This is a genomic window from Pelagimonas varians, from assembly GCF_003208435.1.
GTDB lineage: Bacteria > Pseudomonadota > Alphaproteobacteria > Rhodobacterales > Rhodobacteraceae > Pelagimonas > Pelagimonas varians.
Genome location: NZ_QKMF01000016.1, coordinates 26,039 through 47,777 on the forward strand (window position 1 = coordinate 26,039; position 21,739 = coordinate 47,777).

Annotated in this window: 16 protein-coding genes; 4 read left to right on the plus strand and 12 right to left on the minus strand. The window is 57.1% G+C overall.

Annotated features, from left to right (window positions below; genetic code table 11):
• Positions 1–34: 34 nt before the first annotated feature.
• Positions 35–409: a four-carbon acid sugar kinase family protein gene (locus tag C8N36_RS24390; RefSeq protein ID WP_211318255.1), complete on the minus strand. Its 375-nt coding sequence runs from the start codon at positions 407–409 to the stop codon at positions 35–37.
• Positions 410–484: 75 nt separating this feature from the next.
• Here C8N36_RS24390 and C8N36_RS18125 point away from each other — a divergent pair, with 75 nt between their 5' ends.
• Positions 485–1,360, plus strand: a complete 876-nt coding sequence (locus tag C8N36_RS18125) for a LysR family transcriptional regulator (protein ID WP_097806241.1) — start codon at positions 485–487, stop codon at positions 1,358–1,360.
• A gap of 176 nt (positions 1,361–1,536) precedes the next feature.
• Here the strand turns inward: C8N36_RS18125 and C8N36_RS18130 are convergent, their stop codons facing one another.
• The 6 genes from C8N36_RS18130 to C8N36_RS18155 form a co-directional block, all read right to left on the minus strand.
• Positions 1,537–3,528, minus strand: coding sequence for a type IV secretory system conjugative DNA transfer family protein (locus C8N36_RS18130; protein WP_097806240.1), 1,992 nt, complete (start codon positions 3,526–3,528; stop codon positions 1,537–1,539).
• A gap of 8 nt (positions 3,529–3,536) precedes the next feature.
• Positions 3,537–5,780 (minus strand): relaxase/mobilization nuclease domain-containing protein, encoded by a 2,244-nt coding sequence (locus C8N36_RS18135; protein WP_097806239.1) that lies wholly within the window; start codon positions 5,778–5,780, stop codon positions 3,537–3,539.
• Positions 5,767–6,348, minus strand: coding sequence for a helix-turn-helix domain-containing protein (locus tag C8N36_RS18140; RefSeq protein WP_097806238.1), 582 nt, complete (start codon positions 6,346–6,348; stop codon positions 5,767–5,769). Before C8N36_RS18140 ends, C8N36_RS18135 begins: the two co-directional genes overlap by 14 nt.
• A gap of 573 nt (positions 6,349–6,921) precedes the next feature.
• Positions 6,922–7,128, minus strand: a complete 207-nt coding sequence (locus C8N36_RS18145) for a hypothetical protein (protein WP_097806237.1) — start codon at positions 7,126–7,128, stop codon at positions 6,922–6,924.
• A gap of 359 nt (positions 7,129–7,487) precedes the next feature.
• Complete coding sequence (locus C8N36_RS24910; RefSeq protein ID WP_097806236.1) at positions 7,488–8,564, minus strand: SH3 domain-containing protein; 1,077 nt, start codon at positions 8,562–8,564, stop codon at positions 7,488–7,490.
• A 234-nt stretch (positions 8,565–8,798) separates the two neighbouring features.
• Positions 8,799–9,728 (minus strand): DUF2493 domain-containing protein, encoded by a 930-nt coding sequence (locus C8N36_RS18155; protein WP_097806299.1) that lies wholly within the window; start codon positions 9,726–9,728, stop codon positions 8,799–8,801.
• 1,400 nt (positions 9,729–11,128) lie between these two features.
• Here C8N36_RS18155 and C8N36_RS24395 point away from each other — a divergent pair.
• From C8N36_RS24395 to C8N36_RS18170, 3 genes are all read left to right on the plus strand, one after another.
• Positions 11,129–12,124, plus strand: coding sequence for a toll/interleukin-1 receptor domain-containing protein (locus tag C8N36_RS24395; RefSeq protein ID WP_211318256.1), 996 nt, complete (start codon positions 11,129–11,131; stop codon positions 12,122–12,124).
• Positions 12,125–12,208: 84 nt separating this feature from the next.
• The gene (locus tag C8N36_RS24400; protein WP_211318257.1) at positions 12,209–13,048 is read left to right on the plus strand and encodes a hypothetical protein; all 840 of its coding nucleotides are present in this window, start codon (positions 12,209–12,211) and stop codon (positions 13,046–13,048) included.
• Positions 13,045–14,307 (plus strand): argonaute/piwi family protein, encoded by a 1,263-nt coding sequence (locus C8N36_RS18170; RefSeq protein WP_211318258.1) that lies wholly within the window; start codon positions 13,045–13,047, stop codon positions 14,305–14,307. The genes C8N36_RS24400 and C8N36_RS18170 overlap by 4 nt, the downstream gene beginning before the upstream one ends.
• A 1,089-nt stretch (positions 14,308–15,396) precedes the next feature.
• Here C8N36_RS18170 and C8N36_RS24555 read toward each other — a convergent pair.
• The 5 genes from C8N36_RS24555 to C8N36_RS18190 form a co-directional block, all read right to left on the minus strand.
• Positions 15,397–15,561, minus strand: coding sequence for a hypothetical protein (locus tag C8N36_RS24555; RefSeq protein WP_245910955.1), 165 nt, complete (start codon positions 15,559–15,561; stop codon positions 15,397–15,399).
• Between the two features lie 12 nt (positions 15,562–15,573).
• On the minus strand, positions 15,574–15,936 hold the full coding sequence (locus C8N36_RS24560) for a hypothetical protein (RefSeq protein ID WP_245910957.1): 363 nt from the start codon (positions 15,934–15,936) through the stop codon (positions 15,574–15,576).
• Positions 15,937–16,143: 207 nt separating this feature from the next.
• Positions 16,144–16,872 (minus strand): DUF736 family protein, encoded by a 729-nt coding sequence (locus C8N36_RS18180; RefSeq protein WP_097806234.1) that lies wholly within the window; start codon positions 16,870–16,872, stop codon positions 16,144–16,146.
• Between the two features lie 213 nt (positions 16,873–17,085).
• The gene (locus C8N36_RS18185) at positions 17,086–17,298 is read right to left on the minus strand and encodes a hypothetical protein (RefSeq protein WP_097806298.1); all 213 of its coding nucleotides are present in this window, start codon (positions 17,296–17,298) and stop codon (positions 17,086–17,088) included.
• Positions 17,299–17,407: 109 nt separating this feature from the next.
• Positions 17,408–21,673, minus strand: coding sequence for a strawberry notch-like NTP hydrolase domain-containing protein (locus tag C8N36_RS18190; protein ID WP_097806233.1), 4,266 nt, complete (start codon positions 21,671–21,673; stop codon positions 17,408–17,410).
• Positions 21,674–21,739 lie beyond the last annotated feature (66 nt).

Sequence of the window (21,739 nt, forward strand, 5' to 3'; positions counted from 1 at the left end):
AAGCTGAAAGGTGAACCGGGACGCCGTCCACAAGCTAAATGCCATCCACAGTCGTTCTTCCTGCAGTGGGAAACGCGGGCGCAAAAACAACCCTGCGACGTTGCGATCCCCGAAGTGCCGCTGCAATTTCTTCGTGGACATGGCCCCGAAGCGTGGAGTCGACAGTCTTGAGCATGACAGGTGTACTGCGCGTGTCGCGGGCATAGTTTTCCACGCGCACAGATGCGTCTGTCGCCGAAGCCGAACGCGACGCCAGATCGATAGCGCAGACATCTACCTCTCCTGAAGGCAAATGCTGTCGTCCGATATGCGCCGTAAGCCCATGTGAAACGAACGGACCGGCCCCATCAGCAGCGCTGGTCAGATCATCCGCGAGAATCGCAACCTTGAAATGTGGAACCTGTGACATGGCTTTACGATGATCTCTGGGCAGAATTATAACAAGCGATGGTTACGCACGTATAATCGTGATATCAGATCACTAATGAAACGATCCGACCTTCCCAATCTCGACGATCTGCGTGCCTTCGAAGAAACCGCCCGATTAGGGTCCGTACGCGCGGCGGCTGACGCTCTTGCGCTGACACATGCGGCCATCAGCAGGCGCAATTCCCGACTGGCTGACTATGTAGGCGCGCCTTTGTTTGAACGCGAAGGACGGGGGTTACGCCTGACTGCAGCGGGTGAACGGTTGCGGGATGCCTGCAGGCGCAGCTTTGATGATATTTCCCGGACTATCGCGTCCATCAAAGAGGCCGCCGCTACAACAGATGACGTAGTCCTTCTGTCCTGTGAACGATCCGTTGCAATGCGATGGCTAATCCCGAGGCTGAGCAAATTTGAGGAGGCAAATCCGTCTCTTACCGTTCACCTCTCTGTCGGCGGTGGCCCAATTGAGGCGACGCACCGCCGCAATGCCCTCGCGCTACGCCGTCTTGATTTTCCGATACCGGATAACTGGTCAGTCGGACCTCTGTGGGCTGAGCGTGTTGGACCGGTCATGGTCCCTACACTAGAAGACGGCTTCAAGAACGGAGATTACGTGGCCCTTGGCACACGGACGCGGCCCGACGCTTGGTCGAAATGGCTTGCCGAAAATCCTGCCGTGCCACGACCGAGTGAAACCCGAATGCTCGACCACCACTTTCTCATGGTGGAGGCCGCATGCGGTGGTCTTGGGGTCGGGATAGCACCGCGTGTAATGGCCATAGACGATGTGGATCGTGGACGCCTTGTTGCTCCAAATGACTTTGTTTCAGACGGCACCCGATACGGTCTGCTTTGGGCTGAAAAAGACGAATTGAGTGCGAGCACCCGCCTGTTTCATAAGTGGTTGTCTAAGATGTCAGTCGACTTATGAACGCGACGACACGACAATCGACGATCTAGATGAACCTTTGGAAACCTTAAGCAGCCATTCGATTAAAATATCTGAATGTCGGCTTCGTCCGCTCTTTTGTCCTTCAAATCTGGTTCGGCGAACGACTGGTTCAGTGACCTACGCGCGTTCAATGGTTGCGTTACGCCTTACCCATCTCAGCCAGACACCCCCTCCCCCTGCTTCAACCGGCTTTCCAGCCCATCCAAATCATCCACCACTGTATCGAGTCGATCTCTATCGCCACCATCGATTTCCTCAATTTGCATCTCAACATGGTCGGCAAAGCTCATTTCCATTTGCCGCTGCTCCTCTTCAACAACGGCTTGAACAGCCTTCGAACTTTTCTTGGTGGGCGGCACAGATTTACCTGAACCGATCTCGTTTGGACCATCCAGACGCTCATCATGCACCTGGGGCTCCGCATTCGTTCCAGCTTGGCTCGGACCCCGCTCTGTACCGCCAAAATCTGGCCCGTGCGCCTTACCGTCACCTTTTCCCAGCTCTGGAAACGGCAATTCCCCCCTCTGCGCGCCATGGATCGCTGCAAACAGCCGATCATCGAAATACTGGATCCGTTTCGCTCGCACTGGCATCTGCGCATCCACGACCATGATAATTTCATCGAGCGGTAATCGGCGCGCTTCATCCTCAGGCAATAGAGATGTTTCTTCCGTCCGCGTGGATTGGCTGCGCCCTTCGAACGGATTCTTGCCAATCGACCGCGACCGCGTGATGACCGTCTTTGTTGTCTTGCCCACGGCCTTGCTGAGCTCCTCGATGGTCTTTTCATCTGAGGGTGTGAGGTAGAGCTTTACGCCTGCGTTGCCCTGCAACGCGCGGCGGGTGTTCTCTCCATAGATTTCATCAAGGGCGGGGATGGTTTGGGTCACCACCGCCAAGTGCCCGCGATAGGTGCGCAGGGTTTCGATGCTCTCGACCACAATGGGCATTTTGCCAAGGCGGTTGAACTCATCGAGCATGATCATCACGGGCCAAGGCTCATCTTTGCCGGGTTCCTTCTCTTGCATTGCCGAGAGAAGGTCTGAGAAAAACAACCGGATCAGTGGCGCGAGTGGCTTCACCATGAGGGGCTGGACTACGAGATAGACCGTGAAGGGCTTCTTGCGGATCGTCCGAAAATCGAAGTCGGAAACCTGCGTCGCCTCGTCAATCGCGGGGTTCTGCCATTGATCCAGACCTGAGGTCATCAGAAGCGAGACATAGGAGGTCAGCGTGTCGTTGTTGGTGGACGCCAGTCGCGTAAAGATCAACTTCGCGGCTTTGTTGTCGATCTCGTGGCCCCGCGCCAAATATTCTTTCTGTTTGTTGCCCCCCGAGGCCGCGATCCGGTAGATCTCGCCCAAATTGGGCTTCTTACGCTGGAAGGCCAGCAAGCCTGCGGCCACAAACAAATCAATGCCGCCCTTCAGAAGGCCTTGAACGCGATCATTGTCGCTTTGCAGGAACAAGGTCGCCAGCAGCTGCAATTCCATTTGCTGACGCGCGGGGTCTTCCAGCTCATAGATGCGTAGCAGCGGATTGTAGCGATGCGTCCGCTTGCCCTCCCAGTCCGTGGGCGCAAAGCGGTAGACCTTGTCGCCTTGCGCAGCGCGGTGGCGGGCCGTCGCCTCAAAACACTCGCCCTTTACATCCAGTGTGACGGCAGACCCCTGCCATGTGAGCAGGTTCGGGATCACAAAGCCGCTGGTTTTACCGCGCCCCGTTGGTGCCACGATCAGCGCATGGGGGAAAACCTTCGAGGTGATATAGCGGGCCCGCGACTTTGGACTGCCCAGTTTGCCCAGAATAAACCCGGTGCCGGGCTTGCCAAAGAACCCGTTAGCCTTCATCTCGCCGCGCTTTTGCCAATGGGTCTGACCAAAGCGTGTGAGGGCGGACCCGGACAGGGCAAGGCTCAACATCAGCCCGGCGACGGCAGCACCGCCGATGATCACATTTATCAGTTGGAAATCATCAGGCCGTCTATCTCTGATCCAAAGGTAATTCTGCGCGATATATCCAAAGTCGATATCGGCGCTAAACCCAAGGGCTTTGAAGGTCAGCACAGCCGAGGCAATGGTGTAACCCATCGCACCCGCCACCAAGGTGACCAGAACGACCCCGATAGCAATCCAAGCCTTGCCCATGGATCCACTCAATGGACCTGGCCCCGCTCTGTCTCGCCGTCCACGTCTGCCGCGCGGTGTCCCTCGACTTCAACGTCTGCCAACTCGTCGACAATCTGGCGCAGCGCATCCGAGTTTGCGGTTGCCGCATCCGATTGCAAATAGACCTTTGCGGCATAGAGACGGTCGAGGCGATCTTCGATGACATTCTCCAAAGCGGCACTGTCGCCATCTTTCAGACGATCCAGCTGCGCCGCGTCCAAAATCTGTGCCACCTCGGCGCGGAAGGCCGCGCGCTCGGTTTCGGTCTCAAAGGGCGACGACAATTCCCCTGCTCGTTCATGGGCGAGAACACGGGACAGTTCAGGCGTTTCAATGGTAGTTGTCTCGCGCAACGTAAGATTTTCCTCCCGTTCCGCGCCGCGCGCTTCATAGACGCGCTCGTAGGTGTCGCCGAGACCCTCCACCAGCTGCTCGGGCATATCGGGATATCGCGTCTGTAGATCGCGCGCGACGGACACGGAGATTGGTGTGCTGCTGTGTGCGCCCAAACGCGCCGCTTCGACCTCACTGATAACCCGGACTGCAGCGGCCTGATCTACGATCACCGCCCTGCCGTCCTCGCTCATGCGGATCACATCGGTAGGGCGTGCAATCAGCTCTGGATGGTCGCGCAGATAGTCCCGCTGTTCGTCTTCCAAACGCTCTACGGCACGGCTTTCGATCACAGCTTCGTCCCGATCTTCAGTCCCGGCTTCAATCGGTGTCTCGATACGAACGGCATTGGCAGCGGTTTCGATCTGGGTTTCCGTGACATGCGCCTGCACCTCGCGGGCGTCTTCAATGACCCCGTCACGGCGCAGCACGCGCTCCCGTTCCAGCATGGTCCCCAGCTGCACATGTACATCATTGAGGATATCCCGCGCCTGTTCCAAATCCGCGCGGCGCTCGAGGTTCAGATCCTTCGCCTCGGCCACCTTGGACAGATCATCCGCAATCCATTGATGCTCCAGAGCTGCGTTCTGCGCCCCTGTCTCCATCCGGGCCACAACCTGCGCTGTGCTGATCCCCGTGCCGCGCAGGGCCGCATCAATGCGGGCGCGCACCCGTGGCTCAGACAGACGCTCCAGCTGGCTTTGCTGAATATTGGCCTCAGAATAGACCCCGCCTTCTGACGGGACCTCCGAAAGGGAATTGGACCGTAATCCAAGCGGCTGCATATGCTGCACCCGCGCTTGGATGGTGTTGAGGGACTTCTCCAGCGCGGGCCGCTCCGCATCCGGCTTTGCCGCGATCAGGTCGGTGATGTTTGCGACCTTTTCCGCGTAACGGCTGCGCAGATCTTCGAACGATTCATCTTCGGCCATGTAAATGCCTCCTGCGGTTTCAACGTGACCACCCTTCGCCAGAACCTCGCCCGCACGGAACAGAACCTCAGCAATGTCTTCGCGGTTCTCGGAGGACGCCTCGGCGGCCAGCGAGTGGAACATGATTTTGGTGTTTGCGATTTCGGCAAGCGTGCGGGTCAGGTCTTTACCCACCCGTTCGCGCTCCAATGGCGTCCTGCCCTCTTCCTTGGCAGCATAGACCTCCCGCGTGCGGGGAGGGTAATGCACCTCGCCGCGATCTACCCGCCGTGTTGCCTCCAACCGTACGCCGTAGGTCTCGGCCTCTTCGACCATGGCCAACCGGAAGTCGTCATAGTTGAACCGATGATTGCGCGCGAGATAGAAGAACTCGCCCTCTTGCGAGCGGCGGTTCAACACGAGATGCGCATGCGGGTGGTCCCGGTCTTCATGCACCGCAATGATATAATCAAAGTGGCCTTCATCGTTCTGGAAGAACCGCTCGGCCACATCCGTCGCGATGTCGCGCACGTCTTCTCCGCGCGTGCCGATCGGGAAGGACATCAGCAGATGTGTGGTCTGCCCAAGCTTGGGTTTGAACCCCGCGTCCCACCGCTTGGCAAAGCGCTCGGTCAGGTCTTTGATCTCGCCGCGATCAAGCTTGGTTTTGCCATCCAGGAACCCGCTGCTGTCGACGATGTGGGTGGACTTCGTCGTGAGGTACTCGAGCTGGTTGGACAGCTGTGATTTGTTCTGCGTCCCCCCGCCCCGGATCGCCTTGAACACAGCAGCACGGTGCCCCGCCGCGGCGCGCACCATCTGCTTTTGCTTGGAGACATGCAGACCCTGCATCGAGCCTCGGATCCGGCTCCACCCGTCCCGAAACACTTCACCGGTAACGACGTCTACCGCATCATTCAGCCGCATGGGCAAACTCCCTCAAAGCGGCTGTCGCTTCCAGCTGCATCACATCGCGACGGCGGCGCACCAGCAGGTCAATCTCGTCTGCACTGTCGAGGATGAAGCGCGCCAACCCGCGCAATTGCGTAAGGCGCAATTCCGAGAACTCGGGGCCCGTTCCCTGCCCCGCCCGATTGGCCTTTTGCATCTGCTTGGCAATCTGGGCGACACCGTTTCCAACGTCATTCAAAGAAGCGCGATAGCGCGCCATCTCTGCCGCCAATGATGTGTCCGCCACAAAGGTGCCACCTGCCGCTTGCATCAAGCGGCGTAGCCCTTCCGAGCGCGTCTCGATCCCTACTGACGCAATCACCGCATCGAACGCTGCCATCTCCTCAGGAGTTACTTTCACACTTACTGCCAAGACCGGGACCGCCGTGTCGCGCTGGCGCTCTGCGTCACTCTTCACCGTGTATTGCACCGCCCGCGGCGTCACCCCGAACCGCTCCGCAAGCACGGACGTAGACACGCCGTCCGCGGCTTCACGCACAATCTCCATGCGTTGCGCATCCGTGAGACGTTTTGAGCGAGACATGCGAAGAAAGACCCCCTATTTCCTGCCACCTTCATACAAGGCTGCACCCAACATACGAAACTATACTAATCTGTCAATAATATACTTACGGTGAATTGGAGCGCAGGCAGCCTTGTATTCCGTTTAACGCCGAGCACCGCAGGTGCGAGGCCGCGCCCGAGAGGGTGCCAACCAACACCAGCCGCAGGCTCCAGCATCGGCCGATCTCAACAGGGCCCGCGCCTGAGGTCTGTCTGAACATGCAATGTTCGGACAGAAACGAAGGGGCGGGACACACCTCAACCGACGGGGCTGACAGACAGGGTCAAGGGAGGCCAGAATTGGCCTGCCAATTCTCTGCCGCAAAAACCGTGAAGGCTCTTGCCGAAAGGTTTTTGGGGATGGCCCCCTTGAGGCTGGCTGGCGGCTCTGTCACAGCCATCTTTCAACACCAATAAGAACCAACAGGACTGCCCTGCAGTCCTGTCATTGGCAACCGTGACCGCGGCCTATGGCCGGGGTCTTGTTCGAGTGCGCAGCAATCTCTGGAACAGAGATCGGGCCGCCTGACGGCGGCCCATCCTCGGCGAGGATTTACTCTTGAGGTTCCTTTGAGCTTGGTGAGAACATCACCAGCTCCTGGACGCCGACGGGGAAGTCGAGCTTAAGGCTGAAGAACTCCGAGCCATCCCCGTTGCGGGTGTTGCGGAACATGGCCCCGACGCGTTGGAAACGGGTGCGTTCTTGGCCTTCGCCATCGGTGTATTTGACGGGAACTGTTGCGACGTAGTGGTTGGTCATTTGGGTCTCTCCTTTTTGCGATGAGGATCAAAAGGCATGGGGGCATCAGGACCGGTCGCAAGCGCAAATGCGGAGGGTCCGCGCCAAAGGCGTGGAAGCCGTATTTGTGCTTGCCGGAGCACAGCGTAGGGAACGGCTGGGCCGACCCCGTGCGATCCACATCAATGAGCAAAAAGAAGAGACCCAAATGTGTGCCCCACATCGCAGTCGCCACGGTTCTCGTTGATCTCGATATAGGTGAAGGTCGGGTTCGCTCTGAGGCGACGTGTTGGGATTTGGTCCGTCACGCTCAACGAAAAGCAGGGAGGGTTTTCAGCTCGGGCGAAGATCAGTTTGCCGGTGTTGAGCTGGCTGCGACGTTATCGGCACCAAGCTTGAGGACGTGGAGGACAGCTTGTCCGGCCGCACCGGTATGGCACGGCCAATCCCTCACCAATCAGTGTGCGCCCCACATCCTGGCCGTCGACGACCAGCGAGCCACAAAGCCGACCAAAATTACATTGATCTGTACCTTCGGTTCCGGGTCGACACGAACATGCCACGCGTTCAAATTCTATCGATGCCGCATTCCGCACCAGTTGGCTCAAACGCGCCGTTGCGCGCTCCCCGACCTGACGCTCTGCAGCGCAGGAAGGCCGCCACGTCTCTGGGGCATTGAAACCGACAAGGCGTACGTTAGGAGTAATCCCACGCACGTTTATTGTATCACCATCAATGATCCTGACATCGCTGGCACGAAGGCCCCGATCCTGTGTTGTGGGTTGCGCCGTGGTCGGCCTATTGAGAGACAGGAAGCTAGAGGACATCCAGCCGGTTCCCAAGTCAGACCTAATTTGCGCCCATTGTCCTTGGTCACGAAGCAGTTGCACACGCGTGCCTTCAACCAGAACGCCCATGACCCGATCAGACGTGGACGGCCCGTCCCGCTGATTGACCCGAGTGCCTGTCACATAGACGTAAGCGGCACTTGCCGTTTGCGGTGCGGACGTCGCTGGCGATCCGTAAGACGTGGATTGCGATGATGTAGAATCGAAGAAGGATCCAATCAACGCAACGAACGCCACCGCAATAACGAGCGGCACCATGATTTGTCGCTGAGCCCTACGGACCGCCCGCCGCGGTGCAGTGATTGCACGGGTTACAGACATCGGTCGGGATCTTGGTGGGTAAGATTTGGTGCTGTGCTTCGGTGCCGGACGCGAAGTAACATCGTTGGCCTGCGCTGAAGTCCGCGATGAGGGATCACGTTCCAACTTCAGGACTTTATGTAGGCTGCCATATTGAGCCTTACTCAGACGCGTGTTGGTTCCGTACTGCTGAAACCGCGCGGCCATGTTCGTGAGAAACGACACCTCCCAATCGTTCGCCTGCCCAGACTGCAAACGCGCATCAATGCGCGATTGAATCTCTTTGGTGCGGTCTGGAGAAAAGGGCATCGACTGAAAAACCTGCGCGCATGATATGCTGTCCAACAAAAGTCATTTGTGGCGCGGACACAATAGTCAGGGATTTCATTGAGATAAGGTCAAGCTAATCGGAAAACGGGAAAATCGGACATCCACCGTCATGACTTAAATGAACCTTTACTGCAGATCAGCACCGCGCATCTGAATGTCTACCCACGATCTTGAGAACGAAGAAAGGGCCACCCGAAGGTGACCCTCTCTAAGTTATGCCTCGTCTGGTATCTTCGCTGGATCCGCGACCCGCATCACCGTCAGTCCTTTCGCTTCGGCTTTCTGCCCGAGGTTTAGCGCGACCCCGTTGCCGCCAAAGAGGACAACTCCCGTCGCGGCGAACTTATCGTCCAGCATCTCGTCGTTGCACTTGAAGGGTGCCGCTCGTCCATGTGCGGACCAACGCGGATCGAAGCGCGCTTGGTTGATGCCCCGCGCGCGTGCCCACCGAGCCGCGATCATTTCCGCCCCATGCTTGCCGCCTTTGTGGCAGATGAAGATATCCTGATTGCGATTTTGCTTGATGCGATCCCGCACCTTGTCGAGGGTCCGGAATATGACGTCGATGTCGATCCAGTCGGTTGACCCCGACACGATGAGCGGTACGCCTTCGACTTTTGACTTGGCGGCGGTCTCACGATCATGCTGCTCCAGAAGCTGCTTGGCTTCAAAGACGGCACCTGTCTCTTGCGCCCGAACGCTGGCGCGCGATCCCGCTGCCGGGATGAATGCATTGCCTGTCTCGACCTCGTAGCACTCTGCAGCGGCCTCCCCCATCGTCTCGATGGCGTCCACGATCTCGCGCAACTGCACGAAGCGCGCCTGTGCCTCTTCCAGAGCCGTCTCTGCGATCTCTGATCCATCGTGGCATTTTGCCAGTGCGCCGATCTTATCCGCTGTGCGATCAACTTCCTTACCGAGGGCAACCTTGCGGCGCTGCAGGATTGTTGCCAGCCCGTGGGCGAGAGGCTCTATCTCTCCCTCAAGTCCGGTGTTGCGTAGCTGCCCGAGCAGGGTCTCAAAGGTTTCGCGAATGATGTTGTCTTTCAGGATATCGTCCTGCGGGATTGGCAGGTGTGCATCTTTCTCCGTCAGGCCGAAGAGTTCGATTGTCTCATATGTTGTCGCTTGATCGTAGGCCATGTGTTCATCTCCAGATGTTTGAGTTTGATGACCACCACGTGAGTGTGGGGGCATGGCCGATTTCTGGTTCACCGAATCTGTCCGGGTCAGGGACGGCGCAGCCGCCAGCTTGCTGGGCGCAAAAGTTTTCCAAGCGCCGTGCTCACAACACGCACAACCTTACGCGCGCGATTGACCTCTCCACTCGCGCCACCTTCGCCGAAAAGTTTTGCGATCCTTGAAGCGGGCTGATTTGGGGGCCATCCGGAGGATATGCTTCCATACTCATGTGTGTGTGTTTTGACGCCAGGTTTGCCCGACACGAGCAGGCAAGCGGTGGGGCCGGACACGCAGGCGGACGCAGCGACGGGATCGTTTTGCCTTGGCAAAACAGACCAGAGCGAAGACCGCAGGCGTGGCCGAGCGCCGCCGTGCTCGCGAGACGGGCAAACCGGGACCCATGAGCCGACACCGCGGTAAGGCCGCATGGCCGCATGCGCGACGGACCGCAGGGCCGTTCTCACCTGTGACACGCGCAGCCGAGCAGGGGAGGCCGTCAGGTATTTCGTCAGAGGCTCAATTGGTTGGCAAACACGGCAGAGGGAACTTGTTGCCTTTCGCTGCAAGCGCGAGAACATCTTTTGGAAAACACGAAAGCGAACCTTAGCGCCAGCAGTTGCAGAATATGTGCATATAGGGGCTTACGCGCCTTTAGCATGGCTTATCCTTTCGGTGGGTAACTGCAGGATTTCCAGAGGGCTGGTATGATGCTCCAATTTAGAAGTGAACCCAAAAGTTCTTTTTCTACCATATCTTGAATGATGCCTTTTTTATCATAAATATATGAGATCAGGGGCGGTGCAAACGCACCACATAAAAGACCCGCCTACGTTGTAGGAGCCAAACCCTCGAATAAAACTGGGGCCGCTGACTTCCAAACCATATGCTCCGGTATGTGGCGGGGGTCATGTGGCTGCGGCTTACACAAGATCTCAAACCTTCAAAGCCGCATCTCAAAGGAAACGAGATGTCAAAAATTGATCATGTTGCGCGGGCAAGGGCTGCCTGGAAACCCCTCTATAAGCTTGCTCGAAAAGGTGGGTGGATCTCATATGGAGATCTAACCAAACCTCTCGGACTTCACCACCGATCTGCACGCTGGTTTTTGGGGGTCATTCAAGAGGAGTGTCGACGTCAAAACTTACCACCGCTGCAGGCCATCGTCGTCAATAAGCAGACGGGTGCCCCCGGTGCGGGTTATGTCGCAACCGGTAGACAGGGTAAGACTTACCGCAAAGCTGTTCAGCGGGTTCACAAATACAGATGGCCGAAAAAGGCTCCCTTTTAATACCATGTTTTGTATTGCTACCCAAAAAAAACACAACTTGTAGGAATAGGAACATGTTGGCACTATCAGACTCATGTCTTTTAGTTTCCCTTCATTGTCCCCCTCTCAATTTGAAGCTATCTCGGCCGATCTGATCGGCCGAGATATCAGCGTGCGATTTGAGCAGTTTGGTGCCGGGCCCGATGGCGGCATGGATGGCCGACACGCAAAAGGGCCAGATCTGACGATTTTGCAAGCGAAGAACTACGAGGGCTCAGGCTTCTCGCAATTGACGCGCGTGCTCCGAAAGGAACGGGCGACCATCGATAAGCTCGTCCCAAACCGCTACATTCTGTCCACATCTGTATCAATGACTCCGACCAAAAAGACGCAGCTGATGGAGATCATCGGACCGTCCTTGTTGGAGCCAGGCGATATCTACGGAAAAGAAGATATCGAAGCCCTTCTTCGCAATCATCCCGATGTGTTAGAAGCTCATCCTGAGTTGTGGCAAGCCAGCGCCACCGTGCTCGAGACGGTCTTGAACAGAACACTGGATAAACGCAGTAAAAGGGCGCAACCACCCACAATTCTGTCATCTCTCCTGCCCCGTGCCGGCTCGGATCCGGGCTCGACAAAAGAAGCAGCTCGAGACGTTCTTTTCATTCTTGGGACCCGGCCTGCAGATGATCAGTTTATTCTTTGGTTAGGTCCGAAACTGGAGGCGCTTGGATATCGAGTTTTCTCGGAGCTCATGACGCTCGAGCCCGGCGACCGGTGGCGGAAAGAGGTATACCGCGCACTTGAGCATCGGGCAGTAAAAGTCCTCGTGCCCACCAGCCCCGCGACGCGACAGGACGATGGCCTGATGGATGTGATCGACAAAGCTGGTGAGGTCGCCAAGGTGCTTGAGGACCCGAGGTTCGTCATCCCTCTGCGAATGGAAGAAGGAAGCAGGATTGAAGGATTGAGGGACGCCGTCCCAGTCGATTTCTCGCGCGGCTGGGGCCGAGGGTTGGAACGGCTTGTTAGCGCGCTCCATCGCCAAAAGATTCCTTGTAAGATCGAGGATATCGTCGTTGCCTCGTAGTGGGATGAGTTCCGCACACAGCGAGCCATCCCCCTCGTGCGGGAACCAGAGCAGCTTACTTCAAACTGGCTTTCGATCGTTGAGATGCCGGATGAGATTCACTACTACGATGCGGAAGGATCTCTCCGCGATGATGCGCTTAAGCGCCGTATTTCCCGCCTGTCTTATCCCGCCGTGCAACATGGCAGGAGCTTGATCGCCTTCGCAGACCCGAAGGATATTGAGGACAGCTTCGAGGGTGTCGCTAGTTTGCGGCTACGGGCGTCTGTTTCGGTAACAAATTTCGTCGAGGAAGGTTTTCCGGACGTAGATCTACGAGCACGTGATGCGTCGAATATGATGACCCACCTGATCCGGGATTCTTGGGAGCGCCTTTGCCGGGACAGAGGAATGATCTCTTACGCATATTCTGGGGCGGAAGGGTTTCATATTTCCTCAGAACAGGCTGCCAACGGCCACAGGGTGCCATGGGGGAGGCAGGGTGGAGGACGACGGTCATCTATGCTGCGTAATGTCGCGCGCAAACATGTCTGGAAATACGGTGTCACCGCGCTTCCGAGGCTTTGGCCATTCTGGCATGTCCGATTGAAAGCCCGCGTGCTCTTCGCAGAGGAAAATGGCACGCCTGAGGGTAAGAGTGTCGACGATCCGAAAAAGATGCACCGCCTCCGCCGATCCGGTTGTAAAGGCTGGCGCAACAAGCAGTGGCATGGTCGTTTGCTGGCCTTCCTGGAAATTATGTCGATGGATTCTGCTTACATTCGTGTCCCGCTTGCACCCGGTCAAAATATGCTTCTCTCCTCCGAACCGGTGCTTTTCACGTCACCAGTCAGCACCAGCATGCCGGACGTGTTGGACGCGGATGGGGAGGAGGCTGACGAGAGCACGCTTGGGCGCCCCGAAGTAGAGGAGGAAGAAGCATGAGGTTTCGTGAACCCGGCATCGCCGTTGAGCATCTTAATGAGCCCGAGCTTGAATTCAGGTTTGGACAACGGAGCCATCACCCGAAGGACGGCCTGTTTCTTTATGGACCTCATGCGGCTGGACGGAAAATTTCGGAGGTCCGAATTGGTGTCGTGGCCACGCAGAGCGGCATCAAACATTTCCGAGGTTGGAGTAAAAGGCTTCTACAGGGAATTTCTGTGCCACCTCCCGGCCCGACGGAGAAAAAGGACAGGCTGCACTTGGCTGATTTCGCGGGTCTGGAGGAGACTTTCGGCATCACGTTCGACCCTGACGGGTGCAGCGAGCTCATAGTTGATCTGAAGGATATCGACCGGGCGACTAAGATTGAAAATAAGCACGAGGCTGTCGATACTGTTGCTCGCATCTACACCGACCGGGTCAGGCGATATCTTCGCAACGAAGAGCGCGCGATCGATGTGTGGATCTTTGTCGTTCCGGAGATTGTCTATGATCGCTGTCGTCCTGAATCGAAGCGGACAGGCATCGAACTTACGTCAGGACGTGCGTCGAAGAAGCAAAAAGCACGTGCCAGCATGCCCCTGTTCGAAACTCTGGCTGACTTCGATACGAGTTCAGAAGATATCTTCGACGATGTTCCTGATTTCCGTCGACGGATAAAGGCCGAATTTCTGGCTATCGTACCCACGCAGGTTCTACGGGAAACAACCTTGGACCCAGACGCTTTTCTAAACAGTGCAGGTTATCCAACTCGGAAGACACAGGACGCGGCGACGGTAGCTTGGAACCTAGCGACGGGGCTCTACTACAAATCCCAACCGAAACCACCTTGGCGGTTGTCTGACATACGACCGGGGGTTTGCTACATTGGGATGGTTTATAAAAACCTTCCAAACAATCGCGACAACCATGTCTGCTGCGCCGCACAGATGTTTCTCAACGAAGGCGACGGGGTCGTATTCCGTGGTGCGAACGGGCCGTGGAAAACCGATGAATACGAATATCACTTAGCCCTGCGGCTGCCGAAGATCTCCTTGCGACCGTCATCGATACTTACACTGAAATGCATGGTTCCCCACCAAAGGAACTTTTTATCCATGGCCAGGCATCGTTTAATGATGTGGAATGGAAAGCCTTTTGCCGTGCAGCGCCTCCGGGAACGAGCGTCGTTGGAGTCCGGATTAAATCGACCGGTGGGGATGCGAAGCTTTTCCGTAACGGAGACTACCCGGTCATCCGGGGAACGGCGCTGCTCTTAGATGATCGAAACGCATATCTTTGGACAAGCGGATACGTCCCTCAACTGGATACATACATCGGACCGGAAACACCCAACCCCCTTTTCATCACAGTGCTACGGTCAAAATATTCTCGTCCTGATATTCAGTCCGTCCTAACTGACATTATGGGGCTGACGAAGATCAACTATAACTCATGCAATTTCAACGATGGCCTGCCGGTGACCGTCCGGTTCGCTAAGATGGTAGGGGATATTCTGGTGATGGGATCAGCGAAGGAGGGCGGGCCGCAGCCTTTCAAATATTACCTGTGAAACATCCAGATAAAAAATAGATTTCAGAGCACGTTTTCAACCGCCCGCATGCCGCTGCGTCCAGTCGAAGCTGAATGGCGGCGGGTAGCCGGAACAATCCGACCTTTCTGTCCCAAGACCAGTCATTCAACGTAGAAGTGATTGGTCTGCAGGGCTAAAAGGGCAAATTAGCGATAGCCCTCTTTCATTTCTTTTTTGGGGGCTTGCTAGATTTGCTAGGTTTCAGGGAAGGTGTATTCCCTGGCGTGGTTTTGTTATCACGACGGCGCTGATCTGGTTTCCCTGTTGATTTTGCTATCGGCTTTGGTCCTGGTTTAAGTGCCATGAATACTTTCCTTTTTTCGGTTTAAAATTAAGCCTGCGCGTTCTTTCTGACTGGGTGATACGGCACAGCGACACTGTGTAAAAGTCCACACGAGTTCTGGCTGAAGTCAAGGCCAAATGGATATTCATACACTTCCAACACCCCACGAAAATCGGAAGGCGGAGCCAGAAGCTCTTTGCCTCTCTGCACCTATGAACGGCAGTGCGGGCGATCCGGTTTTTACGTCTGGACGAAGATTCTGATCGCCTGCTATCAGCCTGGATTGGCGTCAGCTTCGGGCCGATCGCAGCAAGCTGAATTTTCTGCTCAAGCTAAATGCTGCGGGACGGCATTTGGGAAAGAGGACTCTTTCGAGACTTTTGCTGCACAAGCCGTCTATTTCCGGCTTGGGCCGCACCTAAATATCCCACCCAACAGCGGTGCCAGAGTGTCAGTGCCTGATAAGATCGGACAAAACACGGCGCCGCTTGCCTAGACAATATAGCCTCGCCGCAATGGAACGCGCTCACGCTCCGGACGCTTCAATGCTTCCGCATACTTTCTGGCATTGCCGTCGATCCCATCATGCCAAAGCTTCGATACAAATTCGCGGGCATCCTGCACCGTCATATCTTTGAGTATGGGAGAGAGGGCCATAAAGAGCTCGTCCTAGGTGAGGGATGCCGCGCGACACATCGCGTCCTGATAATACGATGGATCGTTCAGGACATATTCGCTTATTGGCATCAACGCGACATCCTCGTCCGGAATCGCCAAGAAAATCGTATCCTGTATGGTCGTTAGAAAGTCCCGGCGGGATGTGGAGACAGGCTTGCCCGAGATCTTCGCATCGGCGTAAGCCTCTTTCGTTTTACGCAACCGAGACGCCGCGTACGAAAATGCCAGATCGCGTTTTTGGTCCGGAAGCGTGAACTTGGTACATGTCTCGATACGGGTGATCAGCGCGGTGATTTCGGCTTCGAGGTCAAAGTTCTCGAACCAAACTCGGTCCATTTTCGGTTTTCTAGCCATCCGCCCTCTCAAGAACCACGCTACAATAGTATATCCTTGTAGCATAATTAGGTGATTCGACAAGGCCGCACATGTCAAGCGATGGTGTTGCGGGTGCCAATCAAAGCACCGGGTTAGGCACGGGTATCTTTCAAGCACACTCACACAAAAAAGGGGAACCGCGTTGCCGCGGCTCCCCTGCCCTGTCTGTCGATGGTCACGATCTGATCAGGCAACCAGCGCCAATCCACCGCTGGCGTCCGGCTGCTCATCCCCGCTCTGCACCAACGGAATGATCGAGAACGTCTGCCCGCCCCGCTGTTCTTCGTTCTGCACGGCATTGACCCGCAAATCACCGTCAGGCGTGTTGATCAGCAACGACAGATAATCGTTGCCGGTCCGGGTGCTTTTCGCCATCCAAGCAGAACCGACGCGGATCGCTTTGCCCTTTGGCGAACTGACCTCGATCCGGTAGTCGGGATGGGTTTCCTCGGTCTTGTAGTCGTTCTCGATCAGCATGAAATCCAGATCGAACATCATATTGGCGATGTAGCCGGCAAATGCGTTGTCAGCATCCATCGCCGTCAGTTCGCCCGAGATTGAGCCGGATTTCATCGTGCCGTTTGAGACCAACGGGATGATCTCGAAGTCTTCACTCTTGGCTTTGCGGGCTTCCTGCGTTTGCACCGCATTAACGCGGAACGGGCCAAGTCCAACATCGATCTGCATCGAAATGTAAGGATTACCACTGGTATTTCCGGTTTCATTCCAAGCCGTGCCGATACGCACCTTGCGACCGGATTTATTGACGGCGGTAACGTCGAAGTCCGGGCTGCGCTCGGACATCTTCGGGCGCGTCTCCAGCTGGATTGCGATGTCGAACTTGGTGCTGTGGATTGTGCCGGTGAAGACAGTTGCTGCGGTGTCGACGTTTTTGGTAAGGGTTCCTGCGAACATGGGTCTTATCCTTCTTGGGTTATCGGGACCTGACATCTTGCCAGACCATCCGAGATTGCTTTGTTGACCCCTCATGGGATCACAGAACAGAAAGCCTGCTTTCAACTTTCTCCCTCGGTCTCCAAACCCGCTGTGCCACATTGTGAAAAGCTAGCATCGCCAAACGCGCTCCCCCGTTCTTGAGATCATCTCATCTGGCGCATCCAGCCTCGATCACTGGTTATTGTTTGCACCCGCAACGTAAAATTCCGCCTCATCCCCGTTCAAACGGGTTCCCGACTGATCCGTCAGCCCAATGGTGCCGCCACCATGGCGATAGGTGATCAGGTATTGGCCGAGGGCGTCTTTGTGCACGATGTAGCCCGTGTTCGCCCAGTGGACGGTCTGACCCGCATCCACTGCGGCTTTGATAGCTTCAATGTTCATGTCGGTCTGCGGTATGTTTTTTGTTCGGGCAAGAAGCCAAAGCACCGCGCGTTGGCGCAGGCTTCGGCGTACGAGGTTTGCAAGGCATGCAGAGCACTTGCCCCGCTGATCAGGCCGCGTTTCGCGTGCTGCCGCCGTTTTCACCAGTGATGCGGGCCAGAATGGCAATCGTATCCATACCCTCACCGTGCGGCACGAACACCCGCAGCTGGAAGGCGATGATTTCGGTAAAACATCCAAGGGCCTTGAGACCCTCAATCGTACCCCTATTCGCTCCACCAATCTCCAAGCGCACATCACCCGCAACGCGGCGGCGCGTGAGCGTCAGGCCGCGGCCCAGATCGACCGGTGCTGTCGTGCCAAGGGCCGCCGTCAGCATCTCACCCGGTGTTTCGGGCGTTCCTGTCATGAACCGCGCCCGAAGCGCTGCGGCCCCCTCCTCGCTGAGCGTGCGGCCTATCATGCTGGCACGGCCTTCGGGCGTGACGCGATAGATACGCTCGTTGCTTGTCGGGATGGTTTTCCAGATCGGCAGCAACAGACCCGTGAGCAAGTAGAGCTTTGTCGTGGTGGTCGTGGGGAGATCGTCAGCCTCCTCGTCCCAAAGCCGGATGAACTCCGATTGCTCGACAGCCTCCCAAGCAGAGGTTTTGAGCTTGCCCTCTTCAAGATAGGATTTACCAGTTGGGCGCACGACCTTGCGCATCAGGGTGACCATGTCTTCGTCATACATCTGCATAGGACGTTTTGAGATGAGCCCAACCCGCCCCGATGCGCGATTGACCATAGGGATTTTGTCGAAGTTGTTACCGAGTGCACCATCGGCGCGCGCAATGTGAACAGGATCCGTCACCTCCAATCCGATGATACGAGTGACTGCACCCGATTGCGGGCAGGTCCATAGATCCTCCGCCGAGACCTGCCTTATCGTCTCGCCTCTCAGCGTTTCAACGCCAAGATCAAGCGTACCTGCGTCCCGCGCACGTTCTGTTTGGTCCGCGATGCGCCGCATGAACTCTGCAAAGAGCGCATTCTGCATATGGATCGGCAAGGCCAGCACCCGATTGAGGAACCGCTGGATGGGCGGCAGTTCTTCCAGCAGCACGCCATCCTTGTCGATCAGGCGCAATGCCGTCCAATCGGTGAAGACCTCATAGCCCATCGCCTCCGCACGCCCTGCGGCAAGATCGGCGTAGTATCCGCGCAGTGCGGACCGCGCGATGGGGCTTTCGAGATTGTCTTCCTCGCGAAACATGCCTTGCGAGCCTGTCTCGCGTTGGCCTTTGGTGAGCGCGCCAAGCTGATCGAGACGTTTGCTGATTGTCGATGTGAAGCGTTTTTCACCATGAACGTCCGAGGTGCAGACCCGGAAAAACGGTGCACTGACCTGAGCGGAGCGATGCGTCCGCCCAAGTCCCTGAATGGCTGCATCCGCGCGCCAGCCGGGCTCCAGCAAGTAATGGCGACGCCGCTTCTGGTTTTTGGCCGTTTGTGCCGCATGATAGGATCGCCCTGTGCCACCCGCATCTGAGAAGATCAGGATGTTTTTCTCCCCATCCATAAACGCCTGCGTCTCGGACGAATTGCTGCTCGCAGCGCGCTTTTCGATGAAGAGCGCGCCGTCGCTGGATTTGAGCGGGCGAATAGATCGCCCTGTGACTTCAGCGACTGCCTCATCCCCGAACGCCCAGAGGATTTGATCCAGTGCCGCGGGGATCGGGGCCAGCGCCATCAGGTCCATCATCGCCTCGTCCCGCAATGCTAAGGCTTCACGGGAGACGACCAAGGCCCCTGTTTCATCCCGCAGTGGCTCTGCGACGACATTGCCGTCAATTTCCACAAGCTTCTGGGTGTGGATAGGAAAGGCCTGTTCGAGATAGCCAAGCACGTAGTCGCGCGGCGTCAGCGCGCCTTCGACCAGCTCGTCATCGGGGTCCATCACCTCCAAGCGTCGTTTCAACAGGCTCTCACCGGTCGAGACCACTTGGACGACGCAGGCAAAGCCATCGGATAGGTCCTGCTGAATGGCGCTGACAATTGATGGGGCTTTCATGCCCATCAGCAGATGATTGAAGAAGCGTTGCTTTGTGCTCTCAAACCGCGACTTGGCGGATGCTTTTGCAGCAGACGCATTTGTTTCTCCCGATGCATCATTGACGCCTGTCGCGGTCAGCGCGGCTTCGAGATTGTGGTGTATCGTGCGGAACGCGCCCGCATAGGCATCGTAGATCTCCGTTTGGGCGGGCGTCAGTGCATGTTCCAGCACATCATATTCGACCCCGTCAAAGCTCAGCGCCCGCGCCGTGTAGAACCCGAGTGTTTTGAGATCGCGGGCCACCACCTCCATGGCGGCCACACCACCCGCTTCCATCGCTGAGACAAAGCTCTCGCGGCTGGGGAAGGGATATTCTGTGCCCTGGCCCCAAAGCCCGAGCCGGGAGGCATAGGCGAGGTTGTGGACTGACGTGGCCCCGGTCGCCGAAACATAGAAGACGCGAGCGCGCGGAGTGGCCAATTGCAAACGCAGCCCCGCAAGACCCTGCTGGGACGGTTTAGCCCCCCTGCCCTGCTCCGATCCAGCCGCATTCTGCATCGCGTGGGCCTCATCGAAAGCGAGCACGCCATCGAAGTCGTCACCCATCCACGCGAGAAGCTGGTTCAGGCGCGTGGTGCCGCATTTGCCCGCGGACCGCAGCGTAGCATATGTCACGAACAAGATGCCGTCGCCCATGGTGACAGGTTGGTCGGGCTTCCATTTCGAGAGCGGCTGGATATCTGCGGGTGAACCGCCGAGATCGGTCCAGTCTCGCACGGCGTCCTCAATCAGCGTTGCGGATTTTGAGACCCAAACGGCTTTGCGACGTCCCGAGAGCCAATTGACCAGGATAAGGCCTGCGCACTCGCGTCCTTTGCCGCAGCCGGTGCCGTCCCCGAGGAAATACCCCAAGCGGTAGGCACGTGCCTCCGCATCTTCATCACTGCGCAGCATCTTGGTCTGGTCGTCATCTATGGTGAACTTGCCGGGCAAATCCCTCGCATGGGCATCGTTGGCCATGATGATGGTTTCCAGCTGGGCCTCAGAGAGATGACCCTCTGCAATCAAGCGGTTTGGCAGGCGCAGTCCCTCGGCGGCCTGCAAGGACGGCAAAGGTGGTGCGACCGAGGCCATCGCAATGCTTTCAACCAGCGGCGTCGGGTGTTCCTGTGCACCCGCAATGTCGATCCGCTGCGGGCGATAGCGGGCATAGATCTCGGAGATGGGGGTGTTTTCGCGCGGGATCTCGAGCGTGGTGAACGACAGCGGTGTCGCTGCGTGTTTGGGAGTTTTGGCGGCAGATGCCTTTGATGCGGCAGGCTTGCGTGCCTTGTGGGACGCGGGTGGCATCAGAGGGCGCCCGACATTCAATGAGCGTGCCGCCGTCACAGGCGCTGCAATCGGACGCGCCTTGGCGATCCGGTCCACGATACTGACTGCTGCATCGAGATCATCGACGGAGGTTCGGATCATCTCGACGTCATCACTGGTCTTGTCAAAGACCATCACCTGGGTTTCCACGCTGGTGCCGAGCTTGCGATAGACATGGCCTGGGATGGTTAGAGCAAGCCGCGGTGTGAGAAGGCACATTGCCCGCGCCCAATGTGCTGCGTCGCGCTCGGGGGTGAAGCCCATCGGCATGATCGCAACAAGACGCCCTCCGGGTGCCAATCGTTTGGCGGCCCCAATGAGATGTTTGGCAGCAATGTGCTTATCGCGGGAGCGATCGACCGAGGAGGCAAACGGCGGGTTCATCACGACAACGCTAGGGGCTGTTGTTGATGTCAGCAGATCATCGATATGTTCCGCGTCATGACCCGTCGCCTGCGCGTCGAACACCACATCGAGCAGCCGCTGGCGAAACGGATCAACTTCGTTGAGCATGACCTTAGCCCCTGCTCGCTTCGCAAAGCCCGCCAATGAGCCGGTTCCCGCAGAGGGTTCCAGCACGGTCTCGCCTTTGCGGATCGCCGCCGCGCGCACGGCGAGGGCTGCGTAAGGAAGAGGGGTCGAAAACTGTTGCAGGCGGATCTGTTGCTCGGACCGGCGGGTTTCGGTCAGAAGCCGCATCGCGAGGTTCTTGGCAGCGCCAAGGGGGTCTGACCCGCGTACGTCCGAGTAAAGTGTCTGAACCGCAGCGGCCTGCATCATGTCGTAGGCTATACGCCAGTTCCATTCACCGCTGGCATCGCTGCCGCCGAAGGTGTCGCGCATGATCTTTGAAAGAGAGGAACTGCGCAGCGGACCGCGCGCGATCTCGGCGGTGATCAGCGACAGGGCTAATTTAAGCTGAGCGTTAGATGGGGATTGATCGGAGTGCTTCTGGTTGGGATGGGCCATAATTTCTGTCCTTTGTGATCCGGTTTGAGGTTCACAGGACAAAAAGCCCCCTCTACGCTTTGCAGC

Bases quoted from the DNA above. Each gene is read 5' to 3' on its own strand.
- C8N36_RS24555 (WP_245910955.1), bottom strand. From the start codon at position 15,561: ATGGCCCTCTCTCCCATACTCAAAGATATGACGGTGCAGGATGCCCGC.
- C8N36_RS18125 (WP_097806241.1), top strand. From the start codon at position 485: ATGAAACGATCCGACCTTCCCAATCTCGACGATCTGCGTGCCTTCGAA.
- C8N36_RS24390 (WP_211318255.1), bottom strand. From the start codon at position 409: ATGTCACAGGTTCCACATTTCAAGGTTGCGATTCTCGCGGATGATCTG.
- C8N36_RS18185 (WP_097806298.1), bottom strand. From the start codon at position 17,298: ATGAACATTGAAGCTATCAAAGCCGCAGTGGATGCGGGTCAGACCGTC.
- C8N36_RS18140 (WP_097806238.1), bottom strand. From the start codon at position 6,348: ATGTCTCGCTCAAAACGTCTCACGGATGCGCAACGCATGGAGATTGTG.
- C8N36_RS18155 (WP_097806299.1), bottom strand. From the start codon at position 9,728: ATGGCCTACGATCAAGCGACAACATATGAGACAATCGAACTCTTCGGC.
- C8N36_RS24395 (WP_211318256.1), top strand. From the start codon at position 11,129: ATGTCTTTTAGTTTCCCTTCATTGTCCCCCTCTCAATTTGAAGCTATC.
- C8N36_RS18130 (WP_097806240.1), bottom strand. From the start codon at position 3,528: ATGGGCAAGGCTTGGATTGCTATCGGGGTCGTTCTGGTCACCTTGGTG.
- C8N36_RS18135 (WP_097806239.1), bottom strand. From the start codon at position 5,780: ATGCGGCTGAATGATGCGGTAGACGTCGTTACCGGTGAAGTGTTTCGG.
- C8N36_RS18180 (WP_097806234.1), bottom strand. From the start codon at position 16,872: ATGTTCGCAGGAACCCTTACCAAAAACGTCGACACCGCAGCAACTGTC.
- C8N36_RS18190 (WP_097806233.1), bottom strand. From the start codon at position 21,673: ATGGCCCATCCCAACCAGAAGCACTCCGATCAATCCCCATCTAACGCT.
- C8N36_RS24560 (WP_245910957.1), bottom strand. From the start codon at position 15,936: ATGGCTAGAAAACCGAAAATGGACCGAGTTTGGTTCGAGAACTTTGAC.
- C8N36_RS18170 (WP_211318258.1), top strand. From the start codon at position 13,045: ATGAGGTTTCGTGAACCCGGCATCGCCGTTGAGCATCTTAATGAGCCC.
- C8N36_RS24910 (WP_097806236.1), bottom strand. From the start codon at position 8,564: ATGCCCTTTTCTCCAGACCGCACCAAAGAGATTCAATCGCGCATTGAT.
- C8N36_RS24400 (WP_211318257.1), top strand. From the start codon at position 12,209: ATGCCGGATGAGATTCACTACTACGATGCGGAAGGATCTCTCCGCGAT.
- C8N36_RS18145 (WP_097806237.1), bottom strand. From the start codon at position 7,128: ATGACCAACCACTACGTCGCAACAGTTCCCGTCAAATACACCGATGGC.